Source organism: Pantoea sp. (genome assembly GCF_032114055.1).
GTDB lineage: Bacteria > Pseudomonadota > Gammaproteobacteria > Enterobacterales > Enterobacteriaceae > Pantoea.
Window position 1 is genome coordinate 77,370 of sequence record NZ_DAMCTB010000012.1, and the last position, 26,222, is coordinate 103,591.

Genomic DNA, 26,222 nt, shown 5'->3' on the forward strand with positions numbered 1-26,222 from the left:
AATCTCACCCTTCTGTTTTTACAAATAATTAACTTCTTATGGATGCTCTGTCGTTGCCTGTGCAGTGGACGCTGCTGCTGCTGATCTCAGTGCTGCTCGGCGCAGTGCTGCACGTTTTCCATGTGCCCGCCGCGCTGCTGCTGGGGCCGATGATTGTCGGTGTCGTGATGGGGCTGTCGGGTGCCACGCTGCGGATTGATAAACGGCTGTTTCTGCTGGCTCAGGCCGTGCTGGGCTGCATGATTGCCCAGAGCCTGTCGCCGTCGATCCTGACACCGCTGATTCAGGAGTGGCCGATTATATTGATGGTGCTGCTGCTGACGCTGGCGGCCAGCGGCCTGTCGGGCTTTCTGCTGGTGCGCTTCAGTCATCTGCCCGGCCCGACCGGTGCCTGGGGATCGTCGCCGGGCGGCGCGTCGGCAATGGTGGCGATGGCGGGTGACTTCGGCGCGGACGTGCGGCTGGTGGCGTTTATGCAGTATCTGCGGGTACTGTTTGTTGCGTCAGCGGCGGCGCTGGTGGCGCGCATCGGGCTGGGCGATCAGGCGCACAGCATCTCGTTAGTCTGGTTCCCCGCCCTGAATCACGGCTTTGCGCTGACTCTGGTGGTGATGCTGACGGGCGCGTGGCTGGGTACCCGTCTGCGCATTCCGTCTGGCGCACTGCTGCTGCCTGCGCTGGCTGGCGCGCTGCTCAACGGCAGCCATCTTGTGGCGCTGCAGGTGCCGGAATGGCTGCTGGCGGTAGCCTATGCGCTGATTGGCTGGAGCGTGGGGCTGCGGTTTACCCGGCCGATTTTCCTGCTGGCACTGCGCACGCTGCCGCAGATGCTGGCCTCGATCTTCGGACTGATGCTGTTGTGTGGCGGGCTGGCCTGGATGCTGACGCAGATGCTGGATATCGATCTGATGACGGCCTATCTCGCCACCAGCCCGGGCGGACTGGACACGGTGGCGATTATTGCAGCGGGCACCCAGGTCAATATGGCGTTTGTGATGGCGTTACAGACGCTGCGTCTCTTTACCATCCTGCTGACCGGACCGGCGTTAGCCCGCTTTATTTCACGCTATGCGCGCACGGGAACGGAGTGAAAACGCCACCGCGTCGCAGATAAACACCAGCAGCGCCAGCCAGATAAAGCCGAAGGTGACCATCTTATCCGGGGTGATCGTTTCACCGTAAAACGCGACGGCCAGAATAAACATCAGCGTCGGACCGAGATACTGAAAGAAGCCGACGGTCGAGAGCCGCAGCCGGGTACAGGCTGCGGCAAACAGCATCAGCGGAATCGTGGTCACGACGCCTGCGGCAATCAGCATCAGGTTGAGACTGAGCGGGTTGGCCGAAAGATGACTGGTGCTGCTGTCGGCAAAGCCAAACAGATAAAGCGCCGCCAGCGGAAACAGCCACAGGGTTTCAATCAGCATGCCGCTCTGCGCATCGACCTGAATCTTCTTCCGCATCAGCCCATATACAGCAAAACTCAGCGCCAGACCGAGCGCAATGATCGGCAGCGAGCCAAACTGCCACAGCTGCACCAGCACGCCGACCGCCGCCAGCAGGACCGCCAGCCATTGCAGACGACGAAAACGCTCGCGCAGGAACAGCATGCCGAACACGACATTGATTAATGGGTTAATAAAGTAGCCCAGGCTGGCTTCCAGCATGTGCTGATTGTTAACCGCCCAGATAAACAGCAGCCAGTTGCCACCAATCGTCAGCGCGGTAATCGCCAGCAGCAGCACTTTTTTGGGTTGCCGCATGACTGAACGCACGACCGGCCAGCTGCGGCTGGCGGTAATCAGCAGCAGCATAAAAAGTGCAGACCAGATTACCCGGTGTGTCATGATCTCCGTCGCCGGAACCTGTTTAACCAGTTTGAAATAGGCGGGCGCGATGCCCCAGATAAAGTAAGCACCCAGGGCAAAACCGATACCCTGGCGGGTCTGTTGCGTATCCATGTGAAATCCAGAAGTGATTAGCCGATCAGATAGGTGGCGGTAGCGGTGGCGATATAGTCGCCCTGCTGATTGTGCAGTTCCACGCGCGCCACGGCGACTTTGTTACCGGCACGCAGCAGCGTGCTGGTGGCGGTAAAACGCTCGCCGCGTCCGGGCCGCAGATAGTCGACGCGCATGTCGATGGTGCCCATGCGCGACAGCCGGTGGCGCAGATCCGCTTCGCTGATGCTCTCATGACGGGTTAAGGCATTGCTGACGCAGACCATGCCCGCCGCCACGTCCAGGACGGCAGCAATGACGCCGCCGTGCAGAATCTGCTGCACCTGGTTGCCCACCAGCATGCTTTTGTTATTGAAGCTGATCTCAGCGTAGTCGGCGTCAAGGCGCATCAGCTCCAGGCCCAGCGCCTGATTAAACGGCATGTGATAAACGAAAATTTCGCCGACCAGCTGGCGAGCGTCCTGCGGTGTCAGCACGGGTGATGACATGATGAGATGTCCTGAAAAAATCGGGCCAGAGGGGCGCGGAACGTTAATGAGTTGTGTATTCTATGCCGCCTGCGAAGGGGTTTCCAGTTTAAGAAATCAGCACTCATGCTCACTGCCATTTGCGTGTAGAATGGCCTCCTTTTTACGACACCCTTTCAGTTGTTTTGATACGCAGCGCCTACCGGAGAAATTTATGCGTAAGCATCGCGCCTTGCTGGCGGCAATGTTGATCGTCCCTGCGCTGGCGCAGGCGGATGAAGCCCAGATTAAAGAGGTTCATGACGCGCCAGAGGTTCAGGGAAGCATCATTGCTAACCTGCTGGAGAAGCACGATAACCCGTTTGTTCTCTATCCCTATGAGAACAACTATCTGCTTTACACCTACACCAGCGACATAAACAAAGAGGCGATCTCCTCCTATAACTGGGGGAAAAATGCCCGCAAAGATGAAGTGAAATTCCAGCTCAGCCTGGCGTTTCCACTGTGGCGCGGTATTCTGGGCGACAACTCAGTGCTGGCGGCGTCCTACACCCAGCGCTCGTGGTGGCAGCTGTCGAATCGCGGTGAGTCATCGCCTTTCCGTGAAACCAACTATGAGCCGCAGATTTTCCTTGGCTGGGCCACGGACTATTCGCTGGCAGGCTGGACGCTGCGCGATGTGGAAGTGGGTCTTAATCATGAATCCAACGGACGCAGCGACCCGACCTCACGAAGCTGGAACCGCGTCTATGCGCGTCTGATGGCCGAGAACGGGAACGTTCTGGCGGAGATCAAGCCCTGGTATCGTATCCCTGACGGGGCCAACAACGATGACAATCCCGATATCACCAAATATATGGGCTACTACCGCGCCCGTCTGGGCTATAAACTGGGCGACAACATCTTCAGCGTAGAGGGCAACTATAACTGGAACAGCGGTTATGGCGGCGCCACTCTGGGCTGGAGCTATCCGATAACTGAGCATGTTCGCTTCTATACTCAGGTATTCAGCGGCTACGGTGAATCACTGATCGATTACAACCATCGCCAGACGCGTCTGGGTATGGGTGTAACGCTCAACGACTTGTTCTAATCCCTAACGTAAGACAGGAATCGCGTGGCAACCTCGGCAGTTCTCAATCAGGAAGCGCTGGCGCAGCAGGTATTACATGATACCTTCGGCTACCAGCAGTTTCGTCCCGGTCAGCAGACGATCATCAATGAGGCGCTGAACGGGCGCGATTGTCTGGTGGTTATGCCCACCGGCGGCGGTAAATCGCTCTGTTATCAGATCCCGGCGCTGGTGCGCGAGGGGCTGACGCTGGTGGTTTCCCCGCTGATCTCGCTGATGAAAGATCAGGTCGATCAGCTACTGGCGAATGGCGTGGCAGCCGCCTGTCTCAACTCGACCATGACGCGCGAGCAGCAGCAGGCCGTGATGGCAGACTGCCGCACGGGGCGGGTGAAACTGCTCTATATCGCCCCTGAACGCCTGATGATGGATAACTTCCTGGAGAATCTGGCGCACTGGCAACCCGCAATGCTGGCGGTGGATGAAGCGCACTGCATTTCGCAGTGGGGCCACGATTTCCGACCGGAATATGGTGCGCTCGGCAGGCTGCGTCAGCACTTCCCGGCGTTACCGGTGATGGCGCTGACTGCCACGGCGGATGAAACCACCCGTAACGACATCGTTAACCTGCTGCACATGCAGGATCCGCTGATCCAGATTAGCAGTTTTGACCGTCCCAATATCCGCTATACGCTGGTAGAGAAGTTCAAGCCCACCGATCAGCTGCTGCGCTACGTGCAGGATCAGCGTGGCAAATGCGGCATTATCTACTGCAACAGCCGGGCGAAGGTGGAAGACACGGCCGCGCGTCTGCAAAGCCGGGGATTCAGTGTCGGCGCATACCATGCCGGGATCGACAGCGAACAGCGCAGCCGGGTGCAGGAAGCGTTTCAGCGTGACGATCTGCAAATCGTGGTGGCGACGGTCGCCTTTGGGATGGGCATCAACAAGCCCAATGTCCGTTTTGTGGTGCACTTCGACATCCCACGCAACATCGAGTCCTATTATCAGGAAACCGGGCGCGCCGGGCGTGATGGCCTGCCTGCAGAAGCGATGATGCTCTACGATCCGGCGGATATGGCCTGGCTGCGTAAATGTCTGGAGGAGAAAGTACCCGGACCGCTGCAGGATATTGAACGCCACAAGCTGAATGCCATGGGCGCGTTCGCTGAGGCGCAGACCTGTCGTCGTCTGGTGCTGCTGAACTATTTCGGCGAGGGTCGCCAGCAGCCGTGCGACAACTGCGATATCTGTCTCGATCCGCCTAAGCGTTATGACGGTCTGGTCGAGGCGCAGAAAGCGCTTTCCGGCATCTATCGCGTCGGGCAGCGCTTCGGCATGGGCTACATCGTGGAAGTGCTGCGCGGATCGAATAACCAGCGCATCCGCGAACAGGGCCACGACAAGCTGCCGGTTTACGGACTGGGTAAAGATCAGAGCCACGAACACTGGGTCAGCGTGCTGCGCCAGCTTATTCATCTGGGGCTGGTAACGCAAAACATCGCCATGCATTCCGCGCTGCAGCTCACCGAGGCGGCGCGCCCGGTGCTGCGGGGCGAAGTGCCGCTGATGCTGGCGGTGCCGCGTCTGATTACCGCGAAAAGCAAAAGCAGCAGTCCTGCGAAGTTTCACGGTGGCAACTATGACCGTAAACTGTTCGCCAAGCTGCGTAAGCTGCGTAAAGCGATTGCAGATGAAGAGAACATTCCGCCTTATGTGGTGTTCAACGACGCCACGCTGATAGAGATGGCAGAACAGATGCCGGTCAGCGCCTCAGAAATGCTGAGCGTGAACGGCGTCGGGCATCGCAAACTGGAGCGCTTTGGCAAACCTTTCCTGGTGATGATCAAAGAGCATCTCGATGAAGAGTAAAGGACACTGATTATGCTGATGTTATTTGCAACGGTCGCACTGGTGCATCTGGTGGCGCTGATGAGCCCCGGCCCCGACTTCTTTTTCGTTTCGCAAACCGCCGCCAGCCGCTCCCGCAAAGAGGCGATGATGGGGGTGCTGGGCATCACGCTGGGGATTGTGGTCTGGGCAGGTGTGGCGCTGATGGGCCTTCATCTGATCCTGGAAAAAATGGCGTGGCTGCACCAGATCATCATGGTCGGTGGCGGACTTTATCTGCTGTGGATGGGCTGGCAACTGATGTGCTCAGCCCGCCAGCGTCACAAACAGCCGCAGCAGGATGAGCCGGTGGTTGAACTGCCAAAACGCGGCATGAGTTTCCTCAAGGGGCTGCTGACCAATCTGTCGAACCCGAAGGCCATCATCTATTTCGGCAGCGTCTTCTCGCTGTTTGTCGGCGATGATGTGGGTGCGGCGGAGCGCTGGGGCCTGTTCCTGCTGATTATTGGTGAAACCTTTGCCTGGTTTGCGCTGGTGGCGGCTATCTTTGCGCTGCCGTGGATGCGCGCGAAGTATCAGCGTCTGGCGAAGTGGGTCGATGGCATGGCCGGTGTGCTGTTTGCCGGTTTTGGCATCCACCTTATTATCTCGCGTTAAGCCCGGATTCAGTCTGTTCTGCCGGAACGCGCATGGTGCGACCGGCAGACGTTCCACCCTTTGCCATCTCTTTTTGATTTACCCTCCGCGATTCTGTTCTTTCTCTCTCTGCCGCCGCCGCAGATAAATCGTCACCCTTTGTTAAACAGTGAAACGCTGGCCTCCGGTAGGGTGGCGTGGAAGGCCTGTTGTGAAGAGGAGAACCGGAATCAAACGCCTGTTACTGCTGCTCATCGCGGCCGCGCTCAGCGCCTGTGCTTCGCCGGAATTGATTTCTCCACCGGCAGCGGCACCACCTGGAAGAGACGAGGTGTCGGCGATCCTGGCGCAGGCACCGCCGCTGTCAGCGCCGCAGGGCGAGAGAATCGCGCAGATCTCTGCCGCCTTTCTCGGAACGCCCTATCAGGCGCATACGCTTAAGGGGGCGCCGGACATCCCCGAAACGCTGGTGGCGAATTTTCACGGCGTGGATTGCTTCACGCTGCTGGATTACGTTCAGGCACTGAGCGTCAGCCGCGACCGCGCCAGCTTTGAAGCGAACCTGATCCGCACCCGCTACGCGGGCGGCGAGGTTCGTTACCTGAACCGCCGCCACTTCTTCTCTGACTGGTTCGCGCAAAATCCGCGCAATGCCGATGATGTGACACGCAGCCTCAGCCCGGAAACGGTGACGATCGTGAAGCGGCTGAATCGTGCGATAAGCGGAAAACCGCAGGTGCCCGGTCTCGGCGTGATCTCCCGCCGCATTACCTATCTGCCCGCTAAAGCAATCACGCCCCAGGTGCTGGCGCAGATCCGCACCGGCGATTATGTCGGCGTCTACGCCACCGCGCCGGCGCTGGATGTCACCCATGCCGGCATCGCCGTGCGCCATGATGGCCGGTTATGGTTCAGAAACGCCTCTTCGCTGGCCACGACGCGTAAAGTGGTCGACGTGCCTTTCCGGGAATATATGCGGTCTAAGCCGGGGATGATTGTCCTGCGTGCGCTACCGGTCAGTGCGCCTTAACGGCGAGGCAGGAAGGGGGGAAAAGAGGCGCCGACCGGAGCGGGTCGGCGCGCAGGACTCAGGCGATCTTTCTGGCACTGGCGAGCAGGGCGCCCACCGCCATAAACAGCCCGCCAAAAATGCGGTTCATCAGCTTCATCTGTTTTGGCCCTTTAATCCAGCCGGCAATGCGCGTTGCCAGCGTGGCATAGCCAATCATGACGATGATATCCACCACCACGGTCGTGACACCCAGTACCAGATACTGCATAAAGAGCGGCTGATGCGGCTGGATAAACTGCGGAAACAGCGCGGCAAGAAAGACGATGCTTTTCGGGTTGGTCAGATTAACCAGCACGGCGCGTTTGAATAGACGACGACGCGGCATCGCTCTGGCGACGGCATCCAGATCGATCCCGCCTGTGGAGCGCCACTGTTGAATACCCAGCCAGACCAGATAGGCCGCACCGGCCCATTTCAGGATTTCAAACGCCAGCAGCGACTGAGAAAAGAGGGCGCCCAGGCCGATACCCACCAGCACGATATGCAGCGCCAGTCCGACCTGCAAACCCGAGATCGACGCCACTGTGCCGCGGTAGCCATGGCTGATCCCGGTACTCATGGTGTTAATGGCACCGGAGCCCGGCGACAGGCTGAGAATGGTTGTGGTAAGCAGATAGGTCAGCCACCATTCGATGGTCATGGGTCAGGCTCTCTTTAGTCACGGAATTGTGACACAATACGCCAGAATTAAGCGCGGCGCTACGGCCTGCGCAGAGCATTCAGGACGCGGTATCCGCTCAACAGGAGGGCGAATGGATCAACATAAAGCCAGCTGGCTGAGACGGGAAAAAGCCTTTGCGGCCTTTGCCACCGGGCCGCTGCTCGACTTCTGGCACCGCCGTGAAGAGTGTGAATTCACCGGCGTCGGCAATCTGACGCTGCGCTATGTGCGTTTCACATCACCGCAACATCAGCGTGTGATCCTGATTGTGCCAGGCCGCATCGAGAGCTACATCAAATACCCTGAACTGGCCTACGATCTGTTCCACTGCGGGTTTGACGTGATCATCCTGGATCATCGCGGTCAGGGACGATCCGATCGTCTGCTGGAAGATTCCCATCGCGGCCATGTGGCGGAATTTACCCACTACGTCGACGATCTGGAAACGCTCTATCTGAAAGAGATCGTCAGCGGTCACTACCAGCAGCGTTATGCGCTGGCGCACTCAATGGGGGGAGCCATCTTAACGCTGTTTCTGGCGCGTCAGCCGCAGGCGTTTCATGCGGCGGTGCTGGTGGCGCCGATGTTTGGTATTGCGCTGCCGTTACCCTCTTTTCTGGCTCACCGGATTCTGGACTGGGCGGAAAAGCGACCGGCCGTGCGCGATGGCTATGCGCTGGGGACCGGACGCTGGCGCGCCCATCCGTTTGGTATTAACCGGCTGACTCACAGTGCCGAGCGTTACCGGCGCAATCTGCGTTTTTATGCGGACGATCCGGCTATTCGCGTGGGCGGACCCACCTATCATTGGGTACGTGAAGGCATCCATGCAGGCCGCAATATCCTCAGTCAGGTTGATAAGATCACCACGCCACTGCTGCTGCTGCAGGCCAGCGACGATCGGGTGGTCGATAACCGCTCGCAGGATCTTTTCTGTGCCGCAATGGCCGCGGCGGGTCACCCGTGTGCAGGCAATACGCCACGGGTCATCGACGGTGCGCGTCACGAGATCCTGTTTGAAAAAGATGAAATGCGTGCCGAAGCACTCAATGCAGTGGTCGACTTTTTTTCATCGCATCACTGACGTTATTTATCCGACCGGTAACACCGGCTGAACCAGTTATCCGAGGTTTTCATGTATCACATCGTTGCATCCGATCTGGATGGCACGCTGCTCTCCCCCGAACATCGCCTGACCCCTTTTGCGCGCGAAACGCTGCAGCAGCTGGTCGCGAAAGAGATCCACTTTATTTTCGCCACCGGTCGTCACCATATTGATGTGGGCCAGATGCGCGACAGCCTGGCAATTCCGGCCTATATGATCACCTCAAACGGTGCGCGCGTGCATAACGCCCGCGGTGAGCTGGTGTTCAGCCATAATCTGGATGAGGATATCGCCAGCGATCTGTTCGGCCTGCAATATCATCACAGCGATATCCTGACGCATGTTTACCGCGACGATGAGTGGTTTGTCAGCCGTTCAAGCCCGGCTGAGCAGGACTATTTCCGCGAGTCGGTGTTTAACTATCAGGTCTATGAGCCGGGTCTGCTGCCGACCGATAACATCAGCAAGGTCTTTTTCACCTGCGAAAATCCTGAGCATCTCATCCCGATGGAGCAGGCTATTGAGGCGCGCTGGGGGGATCGGGTGAATGTCAGCTTTTCGCTGCCGACCTGTCTGGAAGTGATGGCGGGCGGCGTGTCCAAGGGCCATGCGCTGGAAGCGGTCGCGAAACAGCTGGGCCACTCGCTGGAAAATTGCATCGCCTTTGGCGATGGCATGAATGACGTGGAGATGCTGAGCATGGCCGGAAAGGGCTATATCATGCAGAACGCGCATCAGCGGCTGAAAGATACCTTGCCAGAGCTGGATGTGATTGGTTCCAATGCCGATGATGCAGTGCCGCAGCTGCTGCGCACGCTCTATCTGGCTTAAGCATTCCGCATAAAAAAGGGCCGGTTATCCGGCCCTTTTTTTATTACCTTCAGGCAAGGTTCTTTTTATGCCTGTTTTCACTGACCATGGTCAGCAGCAGCAGAATCACCGCCAGCACACAGCCGGCAATCATCACTATGAAGCCACCGTCCCAGCCGAAGTAATCAACGGTATAACCGACAATGGCGCTGGCGGCGACAGAGCCCCCGAGGTAGCCGAACAGGCCGGTGAAGCCCGCCGCCGTCCCCGCCGCTTTTTTCGGCGCCAGCTCCAGCGCGTGCAGACCAATCAGCATCACCGGACCGTAGATCAGGAAGCCAATCACGATCATGCAGGTCATATCGACCCCAGGATTGCCCGCCGGATTGAGCCAGTAGACCACGGTTGCGATGGTGACCAGCGTCATAAAGAAGACGCCGGTCGCACCACGGTTGCCGCGGAAGACTTTGTCCGACATCCAGCCGCACAGCAGAGTCCCCGGAATTCCCGCATATTCATACAGGAAGTAAGCCCAGGAAGACTTATCCAGCGTAAAGTGTTTCACTTCGCGCAGGTAGGTCGGCGACCAGTCGAGGATGCCGTAACGCAGCAGATAGACAAACACGTTGGCCAGCGCGATGTACCACAGCAGCTTATTTGGCAGCACATATTTCATGAAAATCTGCTTTGCCGTCAGCTCCTCTTCATGGCTGGCATCATAGTCTGGTGGATAGTCGTTTTTGTACGCTTCAATCGGGGGCAGACCGCAGGACTGGGGCGTATCACGCATCAGCGCAAAGGCCAGAATCGCAATGGCAATGGCACCGAAGGCGGGCATATAGAGTGCCGCCTTCCAGTCATTGAACCACGCCATCCCGAGCAGGAACAGCAGCGGTGGAATACCGCCACCCACGTTATGCGCACAGTTCCAGACCGAGACAATTCCGCCGCGCTCCTTCTGTGACCACCAGTGCACCATGGTGCGTCCGCAGGGCGGCCAGCCCATGCCCTGGAACCAGCCGCAGATAAACAGCAGCACGAACATCACCATGATGCTGGAGGTCGCCCAGGGAACGAACCCCATAATCAGCATGACCGTGGCGGCCAGAATCAGCCCGGCAGGTAAAAAGACGCGCGGGTTGGAGCGGTCAGAAACGGATCCCATGATGAACTTAGAAAAGCCGTAGGCAATAGAAATGCCCGACAAGGCAAAGCCCAGGTCACCGCGTGAAAAACCCTGTTCGACCAGATAGGGCATGGCGAGGGCAAAGTTTTTTCTGACCAGATAGTAGGCCGCATAACCAAAAAAGATCCCGATGAAAATTTGCCAGCGCAGACGTCGGTAGAGAGGATCAATACGATCCTCTGCCACCTGCGGCTGGCGTGGTGCAGGTTTAAAAATACTCAGCATTAGTGAGGCCCTCCAGGGCACATTATGGTTTTAATTCCCAGCAGGTTGGGGCAGGACGTGGACAGAACGAAATGGACAAAAGATGTTCCATTTCGCGCAAAGAATAGTGTTAGTTGCCTGATGTTACTGTGATGAATGGCACATTTGTTACAGTTTTATTACAGTTGAGAGCGAAAGTAATCACGGGATGGATTATTTCGCGCATTTTGTCTGGCTGAACACCTCTTCCGCCGACAGTTATGTCAGGACGTGTAAATAACCACCAAAACGGGATTTCTGACTGCGGTTTTTTTAACCTCATGTCAACCAGATTTTGCAGCCTCGGGGCGGCACATTGTTTACACTGGCGGCCTGTTAATTTCGGGACTGTTACCGTGTTCTTACTGATTGTTACCACTATTCTGTGGGCCTTCTCGTTCAGCCTGATTGGGGAATACCTCGCCGGTCAGGTGGACAGCTGGTTCTCTGTGCTGATGCGACTGGCGCTGGCTGCGCTGGTGTTTTTACCCTTTCTGCGCTGGCGCGGCTATCGTCCGTCAACGCTGCTGCTTTACATGCTGGTGGGAATGCTGCAGCTGGGTGTGATGTACCTGCTGAGTTTCGAAGCCTATCTCTATCTCAGCGTGTCGGAGTTCCTGTTATTTACGGTGATGACGCCGCTCTATGTGACGCTGATCTATGACCTGATCAGCCGTCGTCGCCTGCGCATCGGCTACATTTTCAGTGCGCTGCTGGCGGTGGCCGGGGCGGCGATTATCCGTTATGACAAAGTCAGCGATCATTTCTGGTTAGGTCTGCTGCTCGTGCAGCTCGCTAACATCTGCTTCGCGGCGGGAATGGTAGGGTATAAGCGTCTGCAGGAGACGCGTCCCATGCCACAGCACACCGCCTTCTCCTGGTTTTATCTGGGCGCCGTCGCGATCGCGGTGGTCGCCTGGTCCGCCTGGGGTAATCCGCAGAAACTGCCAACCACTTCACTGCAGTGGGGGATTCTGGTCTGGCTGGGAGTGGCTGCGTCCGGTCTTGGCTATTTTATGTGGAACTACGGGGCAACGCAGGTCGATGCCGGCACGCTGGGCATCATGAACAACATGCACGTTCCCGCCGGACTGCTGGTCAATCTGGCTATCTGGCAGGAGAAACCGCACTGGCCGAGCTTTATTGCGGGCGCACTGGTGATCGTCGCCTCGCTGTGGGTGCACAGGCGCTGGGTGGTCGGTCGGAGTGATCGTACATAAGCGGAAAGGAGCGCGCCGAAACAGAGGATAAGCCGGCGTTGAAAGCGGCAACTGAAGCGGACAGCGGCCCCGGCTGGCGCGTCTGATCACGACGGCATCTCATCTTCCACTGAATCGGCCGGGCCAGAGGGCGTCAGGCCGTACAGCCCGGAGGCGGGTTTTCTTTGCGATCAGAGTCCGGTCTCCGACCACGCAGTAAACCCGCGTGAACGGCAACAGGCCTTAAGCTGGCTTGCCTTTCACCGGGCGCTGAATCATTGCCAGCCCTTTCAGGAAGTTACGCAGAATCTGGTCGCCACACTCGCGATAGTTTTTATGGTCAGGCTTGCGGAAAATCGCGCCCACTTCCGCCTGCGAAACCGTAAAGTTCGCCCGCTTCAGCACTTCAGGAATGTCGGTCGTTTTCAGGTCGAAAGCGATACGCAGCTTCTTCATGAAGATGTTGTTGGTCATTTTACGCTCAATAGAGGGCGCAGGGGCATCTTCACTTTTACCACGACGATAGAAAATCAGGCCATTCAGGAAATAGCCCATCAGCACGTCGGGGCAGGGGCGAAACGCAGCGTCATCCTCTTTTTTCAGCCATGCCTGAATATCTGTCTGCGGCACGTCACACTCTGCCAGCGCAAAAATCTCCACCATTTTCGCATCGCTCAGGTTAAGCATGTAGCGCACGCTGCGCAGAATATCGTTGTTAGTCATGGTGAGATCTTCTCATGGTCGGTCAACAGGCTGCGCATTATAGGGGATTTTGCCCGCGTTCGCGCAGGTTTGTGCCGATCCGGTTAACGCTGCAACACGGCACCCGGTCGCGCGGCATCGCGTACAAAAGGCAGATGCTCACAGGCGTGCTGGCGGGCAAAGCGGATGAACGCTTCCAGCACCGGCTGACGCTGTTCGCCGTCGCGCACGGCGGCATAAAGGCGGCTCCAGAGGCCATCGCCCAGCGTCCGGGTCACGACCAGCCCCTGTTTTTCAAAGCTCTCGACCACCCAGTGCGGCAGTGCGGCAATGCCCATACGTGCGGAAACCATCTGAATCATCAGCAGCGTGTTATCCACATTTTTCAGCGCCGGGCTGACCCCGGCGGGCTGCAGGAAGTGGCGCCAGATATCCAGACGCTGACGCTGCACCGGATAGATCATCAGCACTTCATCGGCCAGATCTTCCGGCGAGATATGCTCCACCTGCGCCAGTGGATGGTCTGTTGCCAGCACCAGCCGTACCTCAAAATCAAACATCGGCGAGTAGAACAGACCTGAGCGCGCCAGAATATCGGAGGTCAGTACCACATCCAGCTCGCCCTGTTGCAGCGCGGGCTGAGGATCAAAGGTGACGCCTGATTTGAAATCCATCACCACCTGCGGCCAGCTCTGACGGAATTTATCCAGCGCGGGGGTCAGCCACTGAATACAGCTGTGGCACTCAATGGCAACCCGCAGCGTGGTCTGATGCGGCTCATCGCAGGCCTGCAGTGCCTGCTGGATCTGCGGCAGTACCTGCTCCGCCAGCTGCAGCAGAATATCGCCCTGCGGGGTAAAACGCAGTGGCTGACTCTTACGCACAAACAGGCGGAATCCCAGACGCTGTTCCAGATCGCTGAACTGATGAGACAACGCCGACTGGGTCTGATGAAGCTGGGCCGCTGCCGCAGCCAGTGATCCCGTATTGCGCAGAGCCTGAAGCGTCCGCAGGTGCTTGAGTTCGATCATGAGTGTCCTTCACATCGAAAATGAACATGTTGCGCTTGAGCTACATACAGTACCCGCAGATTATAGCAGTGTAAACATCTGGACGGCTAAACATCACTGACTTCCGGTTGACCTAACCTGACCCTTTATCTGGAGACTGGTACATGACTATCCTCAATCATACCCTCGGTTTTCCCCGCATTGGCCTGCATCGTGAACTGAAAAAAGCACTGGAGCGTTACTGGGCGGGCGACAGCACGCAGGAGGCGCTTCTGGCGACGGGGCGCGAGCTGCGTGCACGTCACTGGCAGCAACAGAAAGAAGCTGGCGTGGATCTGCTGCCGGTGGGGGATTTTGCCTGGTATGATCACGTGCTGAGCACCAGCCTGATGCTGGGCAATGTGCCTGAACGCCATCAGAACCCATCAGGCACGATTGACCTCGACACGCTGTTCCGCCTGGGCCGGGGGCGCGCGCCCTCCGGTGAACCCGCAGCGGCGGCCGAAATGACCAAATGGTTTAACACCAACTATCACTATATGGTGCCGGAATTCAGCCGGGGTCAGACCTTTACACTGAGTTGGACGCAGCTGCTGGACGAGGTAGATGAGGCGCTGGCGCTGGGGCATAACATCAAGCCGGTGCTGCTGGGCCCGGTGACCTATCTGTGGCTGGGCAAGGTCAAAGGTGAGCCGTTTGAGCGTCTGTCGCTGCTGACGGCGATCCTGCCCGTTTATCAGCAGGTGCTGGCGGAACTGGCAAAACGGGGTATTGAGTGGGTCCAGATTGATGAACCCGCGCTGGCCCTTGAGCTGCCGCAGGCGTGGCGCGACGCTTTTCAACCGGCTTATGAGGCCCTGCAGGACCACTGCAGACTCCTGCTGACCACCTATTTTGACAGCATCGGCCAGAATCTTGAGGTGATCCGTACGCTGCCGGTGCAGGGGCTGCATGTTGATCTGGTTCATGGCAATGATGATATTGAGCAACTGCATCAGCATTTGCCTGCCAGCTGGCTGCTGTCGCTTGGCGTGATCAACGGACGCAACGTCTGGCGCACCGATCTGAGTCGCTGGTTTGATCGCCTGCAACCGCTGGCCGGCCGGCGTCCGTTGCTCTGGATCGGCTCCTCCTGCTCTCTGCTGCACAGCCCGATTGACCTGAACACGGAAACGCATCTGGATGAGGAGGTCAGAAGCTGGCTGGCCTTTGCGCTGCAGAAGTGTGCTGAGCTGTCGCTGCTGAGTCAGGCGCTGAACCGCAACGATGCGGCGTCACTGGACGCCTGGAGTGCGCCGGTTCGCGCCCGGGCGCACTCCCGTCGTGTGCATAATGCAGCGGTGGCGCAGCGCCTGCAGGCCATTACCCCAGAGCAGAGCGCACGCCAGAGCGTCTGGCCGGTGCGAAGCCGCCTGCAGCATCAGCGACTGGCCCTGCCTGCCTGGCCTACGACGACCATCGGCTCTTTCCCTCAGACCACGGAGATTCGCAGCCTGCGCCTCGACTTTAAGCAGGGGCGTCTCGACAGCAGTCATTATCGCACCGGCATCGCGGAGCATATCAGGCAGGCAATCCGCGAACAGGAGCAGCTGGGGCTGGATGTGCTGGTGCACGGTGAAGCGGAACGTAACGATATGGTGGAGTATTTTGGCGAGCATCTGGAGGGCTTTGCCTTTACCCGTAATGGCTGGGTGCAGAGCTACGGTTCGCGCTGTGTAAAACCGCCTGTCATTATCGGCGATGTCAGTCGCCCGGAGCCGATCACCGTTGAATGGGCCCGCTATGCGCAGTCGCTGACCGACAAACCGGTTAAAGGCATGCTGACCGGTCCGGTCACAATCCTCTGCTGGTCATTCCCGCGTGAAGATGTGCCACGGGAAACCCTCGCGAAACAGATCGCGCTGGCGTTGCGGGATGAAGTGGCGGATCTGCAGGATGCAGGTATCAATATAATCCAGATTGATGAGCCTGCCCTGCGGGAAGGTCTGCCGCTGCAGCACTCTGCCTGGGCCCGCTACCTGGACTGGGCGGTGGAAGCTTTCCGGCTGACGGCCGGCGTCGCGCGGGATGAAACGCAGATTCACACCCACATGTGTTACTGCGAGTTCAGTGACATCATGGCGGCGATCGCCGCGCTGGATGCGGATGTCATTACCATTGAAACCGCGCGTTCTGATATGGATCTGCTGGCGTCGTTTGAACATTTTGACTATCCGAACGAGATCGGTCCCGGCGTTTATGACATCCACTCGCCCAACATTCCCGGCGTGGAGGAGATTGAGGCGTTACTGCTGAAAGCGGCGAAGCGTATACCGGCAGCACGTTTGTGGGTGAACCCGGACTGTGGTCTGAAAACGCGCGGCTGGGCGGAAACGCGTCAGGCGCTGGCGAATATGGTGCGGGCGGCGAAGAAACTGCGTGGAGAGACGGCGTAGCCGAAAGTCTGACGGCCGAAAAAAGGGGCGCAGAAGCGCCCGTATTTTATTTATCGTGAGGCGACACCATACTGCCTGAACCAGGCCAGCATCCGCTGCCAGCCATCCTGGGCAGATTCCGCATGGTAGCTCGGCCGGTAGTCGGCGTTAAACGCGTGTCCCGCTTCGGGGTAGACGATAATCTCGGCGGTGGCATTGGCGGCATGCAGCGCCTGACGCATCTGCTCGACACTCTCCAGCGGAATCCCCTCATCCTGACCGCCATACAGGCCCAGCACCGGCGCATTAAGATCCACAGCAATATCAATCGGATGCTTTTGCTGCTTCAGCGTGCGCTCTCCGGTCAGTCGTCCATACCAGGCGACCGCAGCGCGCAGCTGGGGATTGTGCGCGGCATAGAGCCAACTGATGCGACCGCCCCAGCAGAAACCGGTGATGCCCATGCGGCGGATATCTCCGCCATTACGTGCTGCCCAGTTGGCGGCATGATCGAGGTCGGAGAGCACCTGGCTGTCCGGCACTTTGCTGACCAGTTCGCTGAACAGCGTCGGAATATCGTGATACTCCGACGGATCGCCCTCGCGGAAATAGAGCTCAGGCGCGATAGCCAGATAGCCCTCCAGCGCCAGACGGCGGCAGATGTCCCGGATATGTTCATGCACACCAAAGATCTCCTGCACCACCAGCACCACAGGCAGCGGACCGTCTGCGCCCTGCGGTCTGGCGAAGTAAGCTGGCATGTTTTCGCCCTGGCTGGGCACTGAGGTTTCACCCGCATGAATGGCCGGACTGTCGGTCATGATGGTGGTAGCGGCGGTGGGCTGCACGGCAGGGGCAAAGCCGTCCGTCGCCGGTTTTTGTGCCATATTATCACTGGGTTTCATTAGTCTCTCCGTGCAAGCATTTGCGCAATCAGGTAACTATAGCCTGGCGTTAAACCGCGTGCGCCAGGTGCCGGGCCACAGGATCAGCCACGAACAAAATCTTCCCACTCTTTAACATTGCGCTAACGCCGACACAGCCCTGCTGAGCACAGTCCCGACCGGGAAGATGTATTTATGTGACAGTAGTCTCAATATGTATTCTGAAAAATGTAACTTTCATTTTCTTAAGTGAAAGCTGTCACATATTTATCCAGCGCGCTGACGTAAAGTGGCACGATAATTTTTCTTAACAGGAGTCTGAAATGACACAGTCTGACGTTTTCCATCTGGGCCTGACCAAAGCCGACCTGCAGGGCGCTACCCTGGCGATTGTGCCAGGCGATCCGGAGCGCGTGAAGAAAATTGCCGGGCTGATGGAAGAGGCCACACATCTCGCTTCGCACCGTGAATTTACCTCCTGGCTGGCAAAACTGGATGGGAAGCCCGTCGTCGTCTGCTCAACCGGCATCGGTGGCCCTTCCACCTCGATCGCGGTTGAAGAGCTGGCGCAGCTTGGCGTGCGGACCTTCCTGCGCGTCGGCACCACGGGTGCAATCCAGCCTCATATCAACGTCGGCGATGTGCTGGTGACCACCGCGTCGGTTCGCCTGGATGGCGCCAGCCTGCACTTCGCACCGATGGAGTTCCCGGCAGTGGCTGATTTCAGCTGCACCACGGCCCTGGTTGCCGCCGCAGAAGCCTGTGGTGCGAAGACACACATCGGCATTACCGCCTCGTCAGACACCTTTTATCCGGGGCAGGAACGCTACGACACCGTATCAGGGCGCGTGGTCAGTCGCTTTAAAGGATCGATGAAAGAGTGGCAGGAGATGGGCGTCCTTAACTATGAGATGGAATCCGCTACACTGTTAACCATGTGCGCCAGCCAGGGCCTGCGAGCCGGTATGGTGGCAGGCGTGATTGTAAACCGTACTCAGAAAGAGATCCCGGATGCGGTCACCATGAAGCAGACAGAAAGTGACGCCGTGAAGATTGTGGTCGAAGCGGCGCGTCGCTTGCTGTAACGGTCGCGTCAGGCAGCCGGTTTTCCGGGCTCAGAAATCGGCTGCTGGTTATTAACGGCGCGTAACATCAGTCAGACCCGAGGATGTTTATGCGCCATACCTTTCCTGTCCGACGTCCTGCTCCTGGCGTTAATCCGGCCGCACTTAACGCGCGGCTGGAACGCAGTGCTGAACGTTTCCGCGCCGCCATGCAACAGGGCGACTATGCGCTGGCTGCCCGCTGCTGTGAAGAAGTACTGCGGTCAATGCCGAATCAGATGCAGGTGCTGAGCGACTATGCCCTTTGCCTGCTGCGTCTGGGCCAGCACACGAAAGCGTACAAAACCTATCAGAAAATCCTTCATTCACCGCCTGCGGTGCAGGCCACCGCCACCGAAACCTGGCTGGATGGCTTAACCGAGGTGTGTGGCTGGCTCAACAGGCGCGAGGAGGTGGCGCAGTATGGGCTGGCCTCGCTGATGCGTTCTGATGCGCGTTTCAGCCAGGGGCAGCGCGCGGCATTTCCGGCCCCACAGCCCGAACCCGCCGATCTCAGTCAGCCAGAGCAGAACGTTATCGCTTTCTGTCTGTATGGCGATCAGCCTCGCTACTGTGAAACCCTGATTAAAAATGTGGAAGTGGCACCGGCGCTCTATCCCGGCTGGTCCTGCCGTATCTATCTTGATGACAGCGTACCGCAGCATGTCTGGCAGCGTCTGAATCAGCCGCACGTCAGGCTGATCGACATGTCGCACGAGAAAACGCTCTATCCGACCCTGTGGCGTTTTCTGGTGATCGACGATCCGCAGGTAAAGCGCTTTATCGTGCGCGATGCCGACTCGCTGCTCTCGGAGCGCGAAGCGGCCGCGGTTAACGCCTGGCTCGCCTCGCCTTACTGGTTCCACCACATGCGTGACTACTTCTCTCATACCGAACTGCTGCTGGCGGGCATGTGGGGCGGCTGTCACGGCGTCTTCCGGCATGTGGAGCAGGCGATGCGCGATTTCATCGCGCAGTATCAGGGGAGCCAGCGCTTTACCGACCAGTATTTCCTGAAAGTGGCGTTATGGCCAACGGTGCGGGAAAGTCTCCTGAGCCACGATGAACTCTTCCATTTCCACCAGGCCCGGCCCTGGCCTGACCATGCGCCGGTGCGCTGGCAGACACCCCATTTTCATGTGGGCAGCAATGCCGGGTTTGCCAGTATGACCGGCAAATCGGCGGCAGCGGAGGGCAGCCGCCAGCGCGTCGCGATCACCGCCGGAGAGACGACCTGGCACTATCTGGCACCGGTCAGCAAGGGCGAGTGGCGGCTACCCATGCCCTTTTTTCTGATTGAAGAGTGGCAGGCGGGCAGGCTGTCGGTAGCGGCTCTCTAAGGCGCTGAATCCCGGTAAAATTATCTGGACATTCATACAGTGCAACTCTACCTTTTCCCTCAGCAGCCTGAGTCGGGGGAAATCATGGATCAGCACATCATCATCAGCGCCTGTCTGGCGCTTGCCGGGGCAGGGATCGGCTGGATGCTGGCACAGTTACGTGCCGGTCATCAGGTCGCCCGTTTCCAGACCGAACGCCGTCTGCTGGAGGAGGCGCAACAGCGTCAGCAGCAGCAGATCGATCAGCTTCAGCAGCAGGCGCTGCAGCGTGAGCAGGAGCTGCGTCAGCTTCACGGCGCGCTGAGCGGTGCCACGGAACGGCTGCAGCAGCTCGACTACTGGCGTAATGAAAGTGAGCAGCTTAATCGCGAACTGCGCAATCAGCTGGAGGTGAACAGCGCACAGGAAGCGGAGCTGCGCGAAGTGACCATCCGTCTGGAAGAGACCCGCTACGCCGCAGAAGAGAAACAGCGCCTGCTGACCAACAGCGAACAGCGTCTCAGCGCCCAGTTTGAAAACCTCGCCAACCGTATCTTCGAAAACAGCGGCCGTCGCGTTGACGAACAGAACCGCCAGAGCCTTAACGGGCTGATTGGCCCGCTGCGTGAGCAGCTGGATGGCTTCCGCCGGCAGGTGCATGAAAGTTTTGGCGCAGAGGCGCGTGAACGGCATACCCTGACTCATGAAATCCGCCAGCTGCAGCAGCTGAATGCGCAGATGGCGCAGGAGGCGCTTAACCTGACCAAAGCGCTGAAGGGCGACAATAAAATCCAGGGAAACTGGGGAGAAGTGGTGCTGAGCCGGGTGCTGGAAGCCTCGGGACTGCGGGAAGGCTACGAATATGAAACCCAGGTCAGCATTCAGTCAGAGCAGCAGGGCAGGATGCAGCCGGATGTAATTGTCCGCCTGCCGCAGGGCAAAGATGTGGTCGTGGACGCCAAGATGACGCTGGTGGCCTACGAGCGCTATTTCAATGCAGAGGATGAGATCGCGCGTGAGCAGGCAATCCAGGAGCATGTCAGTGCCATGCGTGCACACATCCGCCTGCTGAGCCGGAAAGATTATCAGCAGCTGCCCGGCTTACGATCGCTGGATTATGTGCTGATGTTTATTCCGGTAGAACCCGCTTTTCTGCTGGCGATAGACCGACAGCCTGAGCTGATTAGCGAGGCGCTTCAGCAGAACATTATGCTGGTCAGCCCCACCACACTGCTGGTGGCACTGCGCACGATCAATAATCTGTGGCGCTATGAGCACCAGAGCCGCAATGCCCAGCGCATTGCCGACCGGGCGGCACGGCTCTACGACAAGATGCGGCTCTTTGTGGATGATATGAGCGGCATTGGTCATAACCTGGATAAGGCCCAGAACAGTTATCGCGAGGCGATGAAAAAACTGGCAGAAGGGCGCGGTAACCTGATCGCGCAGAGCGAGGGATTCCGGGCGCTGGGCGTAGAGATCAAACGCCCTATCAACCCGCAGCTGGCCGAACGCGCCATGCCGGAAAACCGGCTGGAGGAGGAGGCCGATGAGGCGAGGGAAGAGGAGGAGAACGAGTCGCGTGTGAGACGCCTCCACGAATAGTATGGGCGCAACGTGCCTGACTTCCGTGACTCTGATACACTTCGGGAAGTATTGTTTGTGGAGCAGGTAAAACCGATGGCAGATGAATCACAGCAGGAAACCACCCATTTTGGCTTTCAGACGGTCGCCAAAAGCGAAAAAGCGGACAAAGTCGCGGACGTTTTTCACTCCGTAGCCGCAAAATATGACCTGATGAACGATTTGATGTCATTTGGCGTCCATCGTATCTGGAAGCGTTTTACCATTGACAGCAGCGGCGTACGTCGCGGTCAGCGCGTGCTGGACCTGGCGGGCGGAACCGGCGATCTGACGGCGAAATTCTCGCGTCTGGTCGGCGAAACGGGTCAGGTTGTGCTGGCCGATATCAACAGCTCGATGCTGAAGATGGGCCGCGAAAAGCTGCGCAATCAGGGCGTGGTTGGCAACGTCAGTTACGTGCAAGCCAACGCAGAAGCGCTGCCTTTCCCCGATAACTATTTCGACTGCATTACCATCTCCTTTGGCCTGCGTAACGTCACGGAAAAAGAGAAGGCGCTGGCCTCGATGTTCCGCGTCCTTAAGCCAGGCGGACGTTTGCTGGTGCTGGAGTTCTCTAAGCCGGTGCTGGACCCGCTGAGCAAAGCGTATGATGCCTACTCATTCCACATTCTGCCGCGTATCGGACAGCTGGTGGCGCAGGATGCAGAGAGCTACCGCTATCTGGCCGAATCGATCCGTATGCATCCCGATCAGGAGACACTGAAAGCGATGATGAACGATGTCGGCTTTGAAAATACCACTTACTCCAATATGACCGGCGGCATCGTGGCGCTGCATCGTGGATTTAAGTTCTGAGTGAGATGGTAATGAACCTGACGCCCCTGATTACCGCAGGTCTGGAAACGGCGCTGAACCGTATTCTTTATCGCGATCGCGGCCTGAAATCAGCGCGGCAACGCCTGAACGGCCGTGTGCTGACGCTGCGCCTGAACGAGTTCTCTCATCCGCTGGTGCTGGTGTTCAGTGAACAGCAGCTTGATGTTCTGGCTGACTGGCAGGACCGCAGTGACTGTACAGTGATCACGTCGCTGAAAACCCTGCCAAAGCTGCGCGATCGCCAGCAGCTGACGCCGCTGATCCGCAGCGGTGAGCTGCAGGTCGACGGCGATCTGCAGGTCGTGCAGCAGTTCTCTGCACTGATGGATCTGGCTGAGCTGGATCCGGCAGAATATCTGGCGCCCTGGGTCGGCGATATCGCTGCGCAGGGCATCAGTCAGCGCTCACAACAGGCTTTACGCTTTTTCAAAGGTGAAATGCAGCGTCGCCAGGACTATCTTGGACAGGCCATCACGGAAGAGTGGCGTGTTGCGCCTGGCTCGCTGGAGTTAGCCTGGTTCTCTGAGGAGGTCGACGCGATGGAACGTTCGCTCGAGGCGCTTGATGCGCGTCTGGCGCAGCTGGAGGCAAAATGAGTTTTGGAGAGATCCGCCGCTTATATCTGATCATGAAGGTCTTTCTGACCTACGGCCTTGATGAACTGATCCCGCAGACACGCCTCACTTTCCTGTTCCGCCTGTGGCGTCGTTCTGTTTTCTGGATCCCGAACCTGCATCAGCATGAACCGGTCGGTGCCCGTATGCGCATGGCGATGGAGCAACTGGGGCCGGTCTGGATCAAGTTTGGCCAGATGCTGTCGACCCGTCGTGATCTCTTCCCGCCGCTGATTGCCGATCAGCTCGCTATCCTGCAGGACCGTGTGGCGCCTTTCGATGGCGTTAAAGCGAAAGCCCAGATTGAAGCCTCTATGGGCGCGCCGATTGAAACCTGGTTTGACGATTTTGATATTAAACCCCTGGCGTCGGCCTCTATCGCACAGGTGCACACCGCCACGCTGAAATCGAACGGCAAGGCCGTGGTGATCAAAGTGATTCGCCCTGACATCCTGCCGGTGATTAAAGCCGACATGAAGCTGATCTATCGTCTGGCTCGCTGGGTGCCGCGCCTGCTGCCGGATGGCCGTCGTCTGCGTCCGGTTGAGGTGGTGCGCGACTATGAGAAAACCCTGCTGGATGAGCTGAACCTGCTGCGTGAAGCCGCCAACGCGATTCAGCTGCGCAGAAATTTCGAAGACAGCCGCATGCTCTATGTACCGGAAGTCTATTCCGACTACTGCAGTGAAACTATGATGGTCATGGAGCGTATCTACGGGATCCCGATTTCCGATGTGGCGACGCTGGAGCGGCATGGTGTGAACATGAAGCTGCTGGCGGAGCGTGGGGTGCAGGTCTTCTTCACCCAGGTTTTCCGCGATAGTTTCTTCCATGCCGACATGCATCCGGGCAACATTTTTGTCAGCTATGAGCATCCCGAAGATCCGCAATATATCGGTATCGACTGCGGAATTGTAGGGTCGCTGAACAAAGAAGATAAACGCTATCTGGCGGAAAACTTTATCGCTTTCTTCAATCGCGACTACCGCAAAGTCGCGGAGCTGCATGTGGATTCCGGCTGGGTGCCGCCCGATACCAACGTGGAAGATTTCGAATTTGCGATTCGCACCGTCTGTGAACCCATTTTTGAAAAGCCGCTGGCTGAAATTTCCTTCGGGCACGTGCTGCTGAACCTGTTTAACACCGCCCGCCGCTTCAACATGGAAGTGCAGCCGCAGCTGGTGCTGCTGCAGAAAACGTTGCTCTACGTAGAAGGGATTGGCCGTCAGCTCTATCCACAGCTTGACCTGTGGAAGACCGCGAAGCCGTTTCTGGAGGAGTGGATTAAGGATCAGGTAGGGCTTTCTGCACTTGTTCGTGCGGTTAAAGAGAAAGCCCCATTCTGGGCTGAAAAGTTACCCGAGCTACCCGAACTCTTTTACGACAGCATGCGTCAGCACAAACTTCTGCGTCACAGCGTCGATAAATTAGTGGGCGATCTGAATGTGCAGCGCGCCCGTCATCATCAGGCACGTTACCTGTTTGGCGTCGGGGCTACACTGCTGTTAAGCGGAACGGCGGTTCTTCTCGCCAGGCCGGACTGGGACTTCTTCCCGGCGGTGCTGATGGCGGCGGGAATCGTCTCCTGGGTTATTGGCTGGCGTAAGACAAACTGATTGTCACGTCCGGCTAAAAAAGGGTAATGTCGCTGGTTCAGGCCCGGTTAAAAAGGGCTCGCTGTGGCGCATTACCTCATCATTTTCACAGAACATCAGAGGCTATCTCATGGGCGGTATCAGTATCTGGCAATTGGTAATCATTGCCGTGATTGTTGTACTTCTGTTTGGTACTAACAAGTTACGTAATCTGGGGTCAGATTTAGGTTCGTCAATTCGTGGTTTTAAAAAAGCCATGAGTGATGAGGATGACAAAAAGGACCTGCCGAAAGATCAGGACGCGGATTTTTCAGCTAAAACACTGGCAGACAAACAGCCCACGTCGGCTAATAAAGAAGAAACCAAGAACGACAAGCAGGTGTAAACCGTGTTCGATATTGGTTTTAGTGAACTGGTTTTGGTGTTCGTTATCGGGCTGATTGTTCTCGGCCCGCAACGATTACCGGTTGCGGTGAAAACCGTGGTTGGCTGGATCCGGGCGATTCGTTCGCTGGCAGCCAATGTACAACATGAACTGGCGCAGGAGCTGAAACTGCAGGAGCTGCAGGACAGCCTGAAAAAAGTGGAAGAGGCGAGCCAGGGCACACTCTCCCCTGAGCTGAAAGAGTCGATGGAAGAGCTGCGTAAAACTGCGGATTCAATGAAACGCTCGGTCAGTCAGAGCATCGACATTGAAAAAGAGGAAGACGAGGCTAACACCATCCATTCTGCCCGGCACAACGTTGCCCCACAGCCAGCTTCTGAGCCTGTGGCGACCCCGGCGACGGCAGAACAGCAGGCCAGCGCACCTGCGCAGGCACCGGCTGCGGCACCCTCCGGTCCCGCTGCGCACGCTTCTGCGGGATCTTCCGGTGCAGCCAGCGCACCTGCGCAGGCACCGGCTGCGGCGCTCTCCGGTCCCGCTGCGCACGCCTCTGCAGGTTCTTCTGGTGTGGCCAGCGCACCTGCCCAGGCCCCCGCAAACGATGTGGCCAGAACAGCCGACGCCGGGCGTCATGCTGCATCCTCCTCTTCTGCAAGTGATGAACGATAATGGCCGTTGAAGATACCCAACCGCTCATCAGTCATCTGATTGAGCTGCGTAAGCGATTACTGAACTGCATCATCGCCGTCTTAGCTATTTTTCTGGTGCTGGTTTTCTTCGCCAACGACATCTACCAGCTGATTGCGGCCCCGTTAATCAGCCAGATGCCGGTCGGTTCCAGCATGATCGCGACCGATGTGGCTTCGCCTTTTTTCACCCCGATTAAGCTGACCATTATTGTGTCGGTGTTTCTTGCGGTACCGGTGATCCTTTATCAGGTCTGGGCCTTTATCGCGCCGGCGCTATACCGGCATGAACGCAGGCTGGTCATGCCGCTGCTGTTTTCGAGCACCTTCCTGTTCTACTTCGGCGTGGCCTTTGCCTATTTCGTGGTCTTCCCGCTGGCATTTAGCTTCTTCACCAAGACCGCACCAATTGGCGTCACCGTTGCGACAGATATTGCTAAGTACCTCGATTTTGTCATGACGCTGTTTATGGCCTTTGGTGTGGCGTTTGAGGTGCCAGTGGCGATCGTGCTGCTCTGCTGGACCGGCATTACCAGTCCGGAAGATCTGAAAAAGAAACGTCCCTATATTCTGGTAGGTGCATTTGTCGTTGGGATGTTGCTCACACCACCGGATGTTTTTTCCCAAACTTTGCTCGCTATTCCGATGTACTGCCTGTTTGAAGTCGGCGTATTCTTTTCCCGTTACTACGTGGGTAAAGGCCGCCGCTTGCAGGATGAGGAAGAGAACACCGACTCCTGACGCGGCCAGTCTTACCCGCCCAGGCGGGAAGCGAACGCTCCAAACC

At 57.8% G+C, this 26,222-nt stretch carries 25 protein-coding genes; 18 read left to right on the forward strand and 7 right to left on the reverse strand.

Features of this window, described 5'->3' with window-relative positions:
- The first annotated feature begins 38 nt into the window (after positions 1 to 38).
- The gene (locus RT657_RS17205; RefSeq protein ID WP_313655920.1) at positions 39 to 1,091 is read left to right on the forward strand and encodes an AbrB family transcriptional regulator; all 1,053 of its coding nucleotides are present in this window, start codon (positions 39 to 41) and stop codon (positions 1,089 to 1,091) included.
- Here RT657_RS17205 and rarD read toward each other — a convergent pair.
- The gene (rarD, locus tag RT657_RS17210; protein WP_313655921.1) at positions 1,062 to 1,961 is read right to left on the reverse strand and encodes an EamA family transporter RarD; all 900 of its coding nucleotides are present in this window, start codon (positions 1,959 to 1,961) and stop codon (positions 1,062 to 1,064) included. The genes RT657_RS17205 and rarD overlap by 30 nt on opposite strands.
- Positions 1,962 to 1,978: 17 nt before the next feature.
- A complete protein-coding gene (locus tag RT657_RS17215; RefSeq protein WP_313655922.1) occupies positions 1,979 to 2,449 on the reverse strand; it encodes a thioesterase family protein in 471 nt (156 codons plus the stop codon).
- A 193-nt stretch (positions 2,450 to 2,642) separates the two neighbouring features.
- Between RT657_RS17215 and pldA the strand changes: the two genes are divergently transcribed.
- The 4 genes from pldA to RT657_RS17235 all read left to right on the forward strand — a co-directional run bounded on the left by pldA (position 2,643) and on the right by RT657_RS17235 (position 7,017).
- Positions 2,643 to 3,521 carry a phospholipase A gene (pldA, locus tag RT657_RS17220; RefSeq protein ID WP_313655924.1) on the forward strand — a complete coding sequence of 293 codons (879 nt, stop codon included), beginning with the start codon at positions 2,643 to 2,645 and terminating at the stop codon, positions 3,519 to 3,521.
- A gap of 24 nt (positions 3,522 to 3,545) precedes the next feature.
- Entirely contained in the window at positions 3,546 to 5,372 is a 1,827-nt protein-coding gene (gene recQ, locus RT657_RS17225) for an ATP-dependent DNA helicase RecQ (RefSeq protein WP_313655925.1), read from the forward strand.
- Positions 5,373 to 5,384: 12 nt separating this feature from the next.
- Positions 5,385 to 6,008 carry a threonine export protein RhtC gene (gene rhtC / locus RT657_RS17230; RefSeq protein WP_111139761.1) on the forward strand — a complete coding sequence of 208 codons (624 nt, stop codon included), beginning with the start codon at positions 5,385 to 5,387 and terminating at the stop codon, positions 6,006 to 6,008.
- A gap of 208 nt (positions 6,009 to 6,216) precedes the next feature.
- Entirely contained in the window at positions 6,217 to 7,017 is an 801-nt protein-coding gene (locus RT657_RS17235) for a DUF1460 domain-containing protein (protein WP_313655956.1), read from the forward strand.
- Between the two features lie 58 nt (positions 7,018 to 7,075).
- Here the strand turns inward: RT657_RS17235 and rhtB are convergent, their stop codons facing one another.
- Positions 7,076 to 7,699: a homoserine/homoserine lactone efflux protein gene (gene rhtB, locus RT657_RS17240; protein WP_313655926.1), complete on the reverse strand. Its 624-nt coding sequence runs from the start codon at positions 7,697 to 7,699 to the stop codon at positions 7,076 to 7,078.
- A 112-nt stretch (positions 7,700 to 7,811) separates the two neighbouring features.
- On the opposite strand from rhtB, the gene pldB reads away from it, so the two are divergent.
- Both pldB and yigL read left to right on the forward strand, forming a co-directional pair.
- Positions 7,812 to 8,804, forward strand: a complete 993-nt coding sequence (pldB, locus tag RT657_RS17245; protein ID WP_313655927.1) for a lysophospholipase L2 — start codon at positions 7,812 to 7,814, stop codon at positions 8,802 to 8,804.
- Positions 8,805 to 8,855: 51 nt separating this feature from the next.
- On the forward strand, positions 8,856 to 9,656 hold the full coding sequence (gene yigL, locus RT657_RS17250) for a sugar/pyridoxal phosphate phosphatase YigL (protein WP_313655928.1): 801 nt from the start codon (positions 8,856 to 8,858) through the stop codon (positions 9,654 to 9,656).
- Between the two features lie 49 nt (positions 9,657 to 9,705).
- Here the strand turns inward: yigL and glpT are convergent, their stop codons facing one another.
- The gene (gene glpT, locus RT657_RS17255; protein ID WP_313655929.1) at positions 9,706 to 11,046 is read right to left on the reverse strand and encodes a glycerol-3-phosphate transporter; all 1,341 of its coding nucleotides are present in this window, start codon (positions 11,044 to 11,046) and stop codon (positions 9,706 to 9,708) included.
- A gap of 374 nt (positions 11,047 to 11,420) precedes the next feature.
- On the opposite strand from glpT, the gene RT657_RS17260 reads away from it, so the two are divergent.
- Entirely contained in the window at positions 11,421 to 12,284 is an 864-nt protein-coding gene (locus RT657_RS17260) for a carboxylate/amino acid/amine transporter (protein WP_313655930.1), read from the forward strand.
- A 222-nt stretch (positions 12,285 to 12,506) separates the two neighbouring features.
- Here the strand turns inward: RT657_RS17260 and RT657_RS17265 are convergent, their stop codons facing one another.
- Positions 12,507 to 12,986: a DUF1456 family protein gene (locus RT657_RS17265; RefSeq protein WP_313655931.1), complete on the reverse strand. Its 480-nt coding sequence runs from the start codon at positions 12,984 to 12,986 to the stop codon at positions 12,507 to 12,509.
- 83 nt (positions 12,987 to 13,069) lie between these two features.
- Entirely contained in the window at positions 13,070 to 13,996 is a 927-nt protein-coding gene (metR, locus tag RT657_RS17270; protein ID WP_313655932.1) for an HTH-type transcriptional regulator MetR, read from the reverse strand.
- Positions 13,997 to 14,139: 143 nt separating this feature from the next.
- Between metR and metE the strand changes: the two genes are divergently transcribed.
- A complete protein-coding gene (gene metE, locus RT657_RS17275) occupies positions 14,140 to 16,410 on the forward strand; it encodes a 5-methyltetrahydropteroyltriglutamate--homocysteine S-methyltransferase (RefSeq protein WP_313655933.1) in 2,271 nt (756 codons plus the stop codon).
- 50 nt (positions 16,411 to 16,460) lie between these two features.
- Here the strand turns inward: metE and RT657_RS17280 are convergent, their stop codons facing one another.
- Positions 16,461 to 17,294, reverse strand: a complete 834-nt coding sequence (locus RT657_RS17280) for a dienelactone hydrolase family protein (protein WP_313655934.1) — start codon at positions 17,292 to 17,294, stop codon at positions 16,461 to 16,463.
- 302 nt (positions 17,295 to 17,596) lie between these two features.
- Here RT657_RS17280 and udp point away from each other — a divergent pair, with 302 nt between their 5' ends.
- The 9 genes from udp (at position 17,597) to tatC (ending at position 26,176) form a co-directional block, all read left to right on the forward strand.
- Positions 17,597 to 18,358 (forward strand): uridine phosphorylase, encoded by a 762-nt coding sequence (gene udp, locus RT657_RS17285; protein ID WP_313655935.1) that lies wholly within the window; start codon positions 17,597 to 17,599, stop codon positions 18,356 to 18,358.
- A gap of 89 nt (positions 18,359 to 18,447) precedes the next feature.
- Positions 18,448 to 19,716: a tetratricopeptide repeat protein gene (locus tag RT657_RS17290; RefSeq protein ID WP_313655937.1), complete on the forward strand. Its 1,269-nt coding sequence runs from the start codon at positions 18,448 to 18,450 to the stop codon at positions 19,714 to 19,716.
- An 84-nt stretch (positions 19,717 to 19,800) separates the two neighbouring features.
- Complete coding sequence (gene rmuC / locus RT657_RS17295; protein ID WP_313655938.1) at positions 19,801 to 21,300, forward strand: DNA recombination protein RmuC; 1,500 nt, start codon at positions 19,801 to 19,803, stop codon at positions 21,298 to 21,300.
- Positions 21,301 to 21,375: 75 nt separating this feature from the next.
- On the forward strand, positions 21,376 to 22,134 hold the full coding sequence (gene ubiE / locus RT657_RS17300; RefSeq protein ID WP_008926452.1) for a bifunctional demethylmenaquinone methyltransferase/2-methoxy-6-polyprenyl-1,4-benzoquinol methylase UbiE: 759 nt from the start codon (positions 21,376 to 21,378) through the stop codon (positions 22,132 to 22,134).
- A gap of 11 nt (positions 22,135 to 22,145) precedes the next feature.
- Complete coding sequence (locus RT657_RS17305; protein WP_313655939.1) at positions 22,146 to 22,751, forward strand: SCP2 domain-containing protein; 606 nt, start codon at positions 22,146 to 22,148, stop codon at positions 22,749 to 22,751.
- Entirely contained in the window at positions 22,748 to 24,385 is a 1,638-nt protein-coding gene (ubiB, locus tag RT657_RS17310; protein ID WP_313655940.1) for a ubiquinone biosynthesis regulatory protein kinase UbiB, read from the forward strand. The genes RT657_RS17305 and ubiB overlap by 4 nt, the downstream gene beginning before the upstream one ends.
- Positions 24,386 to 24,494: 109 nt before the next feature.
- Positions 24,495 to 24,749: a twin-arginine translocase TatA/TatE family subunit gene (gene tatA / locus RT657_RS17315; protein ID WP_313655941.1), complete on the forward strand. Its 255-nt coding sequence runs from the start codon at positions 24,495 to 24,497 to the stop codon at positions 24,747 to 24,749.
- A gap of 3 nt (positions 24,750 to 24,752) precedes the next feature.
- On the forward strand, positions 24,753 to 25,418 hold the full coding sequence (gene tatB, locus RT657_RS17320; protein ID WP_313655942.1) for a Sec-independent protein translocase protein TatB: 666 nt from the start codon (positions 24,753 to 24,755) through the stop codon (positions 25,416 to 25,418).
- Complete coding sequence (gene tatC, locus RT657_RS17325; protein ID WP_313655943.1) at positions 25,418 to 26,176, forward strand: Sec-independent protein translocase subunit TatC; 759 nt, start codon at positions 25,418 to 25,420, stop codon at positions 26,174 to 26,176. Before tatB ends, tatC begins: the two co-directional genes overlap by 1 nt.
- Positions 26,177 to 26,222 lie beyond the last annotated feature (46 nt).

Excerpts from the sequence above, each read along its gene's own strand:
- metR (WP_313655932.1), bottom strand. The coding sequence starts at position 13,996 with ATGATCGAACTCAAGCACCTGCGGACGCTTCAGGCTCTGCGCAATACG.
- RT657_RS17290 (WP_313655937.1), top strand. The coding sequence starts at position 18,448 with ATGCGCCATACCTTTCCTGTCCGACGTCCTGCTCCTGGCGTTAATCCG.
- RT657_RS17265 (WP_313655931.1), bottom strand. The coding sequence starts at position 12,986 with ATGACTAACAACGATATTCTGCGCAGCGTGCGCTACATGCTTAACCTG.
- rhtB (WP_313655926.1), bottom strand. The coding sequence starts at position 7,699 with ATGACCATCGAATGGTGGCTGACCTATCTGCTTACCACAACCATTCTC.
- RT657_RS17205 (WP_313655920.1), top strand. The coding sequence starts at position 39 with ATGGATGCTCTGTCGTTGCCTGTGCAGTGGACGCTGCTGCTGCTGATC.
- metE (WP_313655933.1), top strand. The coding sequence starts at position 14,140 with ATGACTATCCTCAATCATACCCTCGGTTTTCCCCGCATTGGCCTGCAT.
- RT657_RS17215 (WP_313655922.1), bottom strand. The coding sequence starts at position 2,449 with ATGTCATCACCCGTGCTGACACCGCAGGACGCTCGCCAGCTGGTCGGC.
- ubiB (WP_313655940.1), top strand. The coding sequence starts at position 22,748 with ATGAGTTTTGGAGAGATCCGCCGCTTATATCTGATCATGAAGGTCTTT.
- pldB (WP_313655927.1), top strand. The coding sequence starts at position 7,812 with ATGGATCAACATAAAGCCAGCTGGCTGAGACGGGAAAAAGCCTTTGCG.
- rhtC (WP_111139761.1), top strand. The coding sequence starts at position 5,385 with ATGCTGATGTTATTTGCAACGGTCGCACTGGTGCATCTGGTGGCGCTG.
- glpT (WP_313655929.1), bottom strand. The coding sequence starts at position 11,046 with ATGCTGAGTATTTTTAAACCTGCACCACGCCAGCCGCAGGTGGCAGAG.
- udp (WP_313655935.1), top strand. The coding sequence starts at position 17,597 with ATGACACAGTCTGACGTTTTCCATCTGGGCCTGACCAAAGCCGACCTG.
- pldA (WP_313655924.1), top strand. The coding sequence starts at position 2,643 with ATGCGTAAGCATCGCGCCTTGCTGGCGGCAATGTTGATCGTCCCTGCG.
- rmuC (WP_313655938.1), top strand. The coding sequence starts at position 19,801 with ATGGATCAGCACATCATCATCAGCGCCTGTCTGGCGCTTGCCGGGGCA.
- RT657_RS17305 (WP_313655939.1), top strand. The coding sequence starts at position 22,146 with ATGAACCTGACGCCCCTGATTACCGCAGGTCTGGAAACGGCGCTGAAC.
- rarD (WP_313655921.1), bottom strand. The coding sequence starts at position 1,961 with ATGGATACGCAACAGACCCGCCAGGGTATCGGTTTTGCCCTGGGTGCT.
- tatC (WP_313655943.1), top strand. The coding sequence starts at position 25,418 with ATGGCCGTTGAAGATACCCAACCGCTCATCAGTCATCTGATTGAGCTG.
- ubiE (WP_008926452.1), top strand. The coding sequence starts at position 21,376 with ATGGCAGATGAATCACAGCAGGAAACCACCCATTTTGGCTTTCAGACG.
- tatA (WP_313655941.1), top strand. The coding sequence starts at position 24,495 with ATGGGCGGTATCAGTATCTGGCAATTGGTAATCATTGCCGTGATTGTT.
- RT657_RS17280 (WP_313655934.1), bottom strand. The coding sequence starts at position 17,294 with ATGAAACCCAGTGATAATATGGCACAAAAACCGGCGACGGACGGCTTT.
- yigL (WP_313655928.1), top strand. The coding sequence starts at position 8,856 with ATGTATCACATCGTTGCATCCGATCTGGATGGCACGCTGCTCTCCCCC.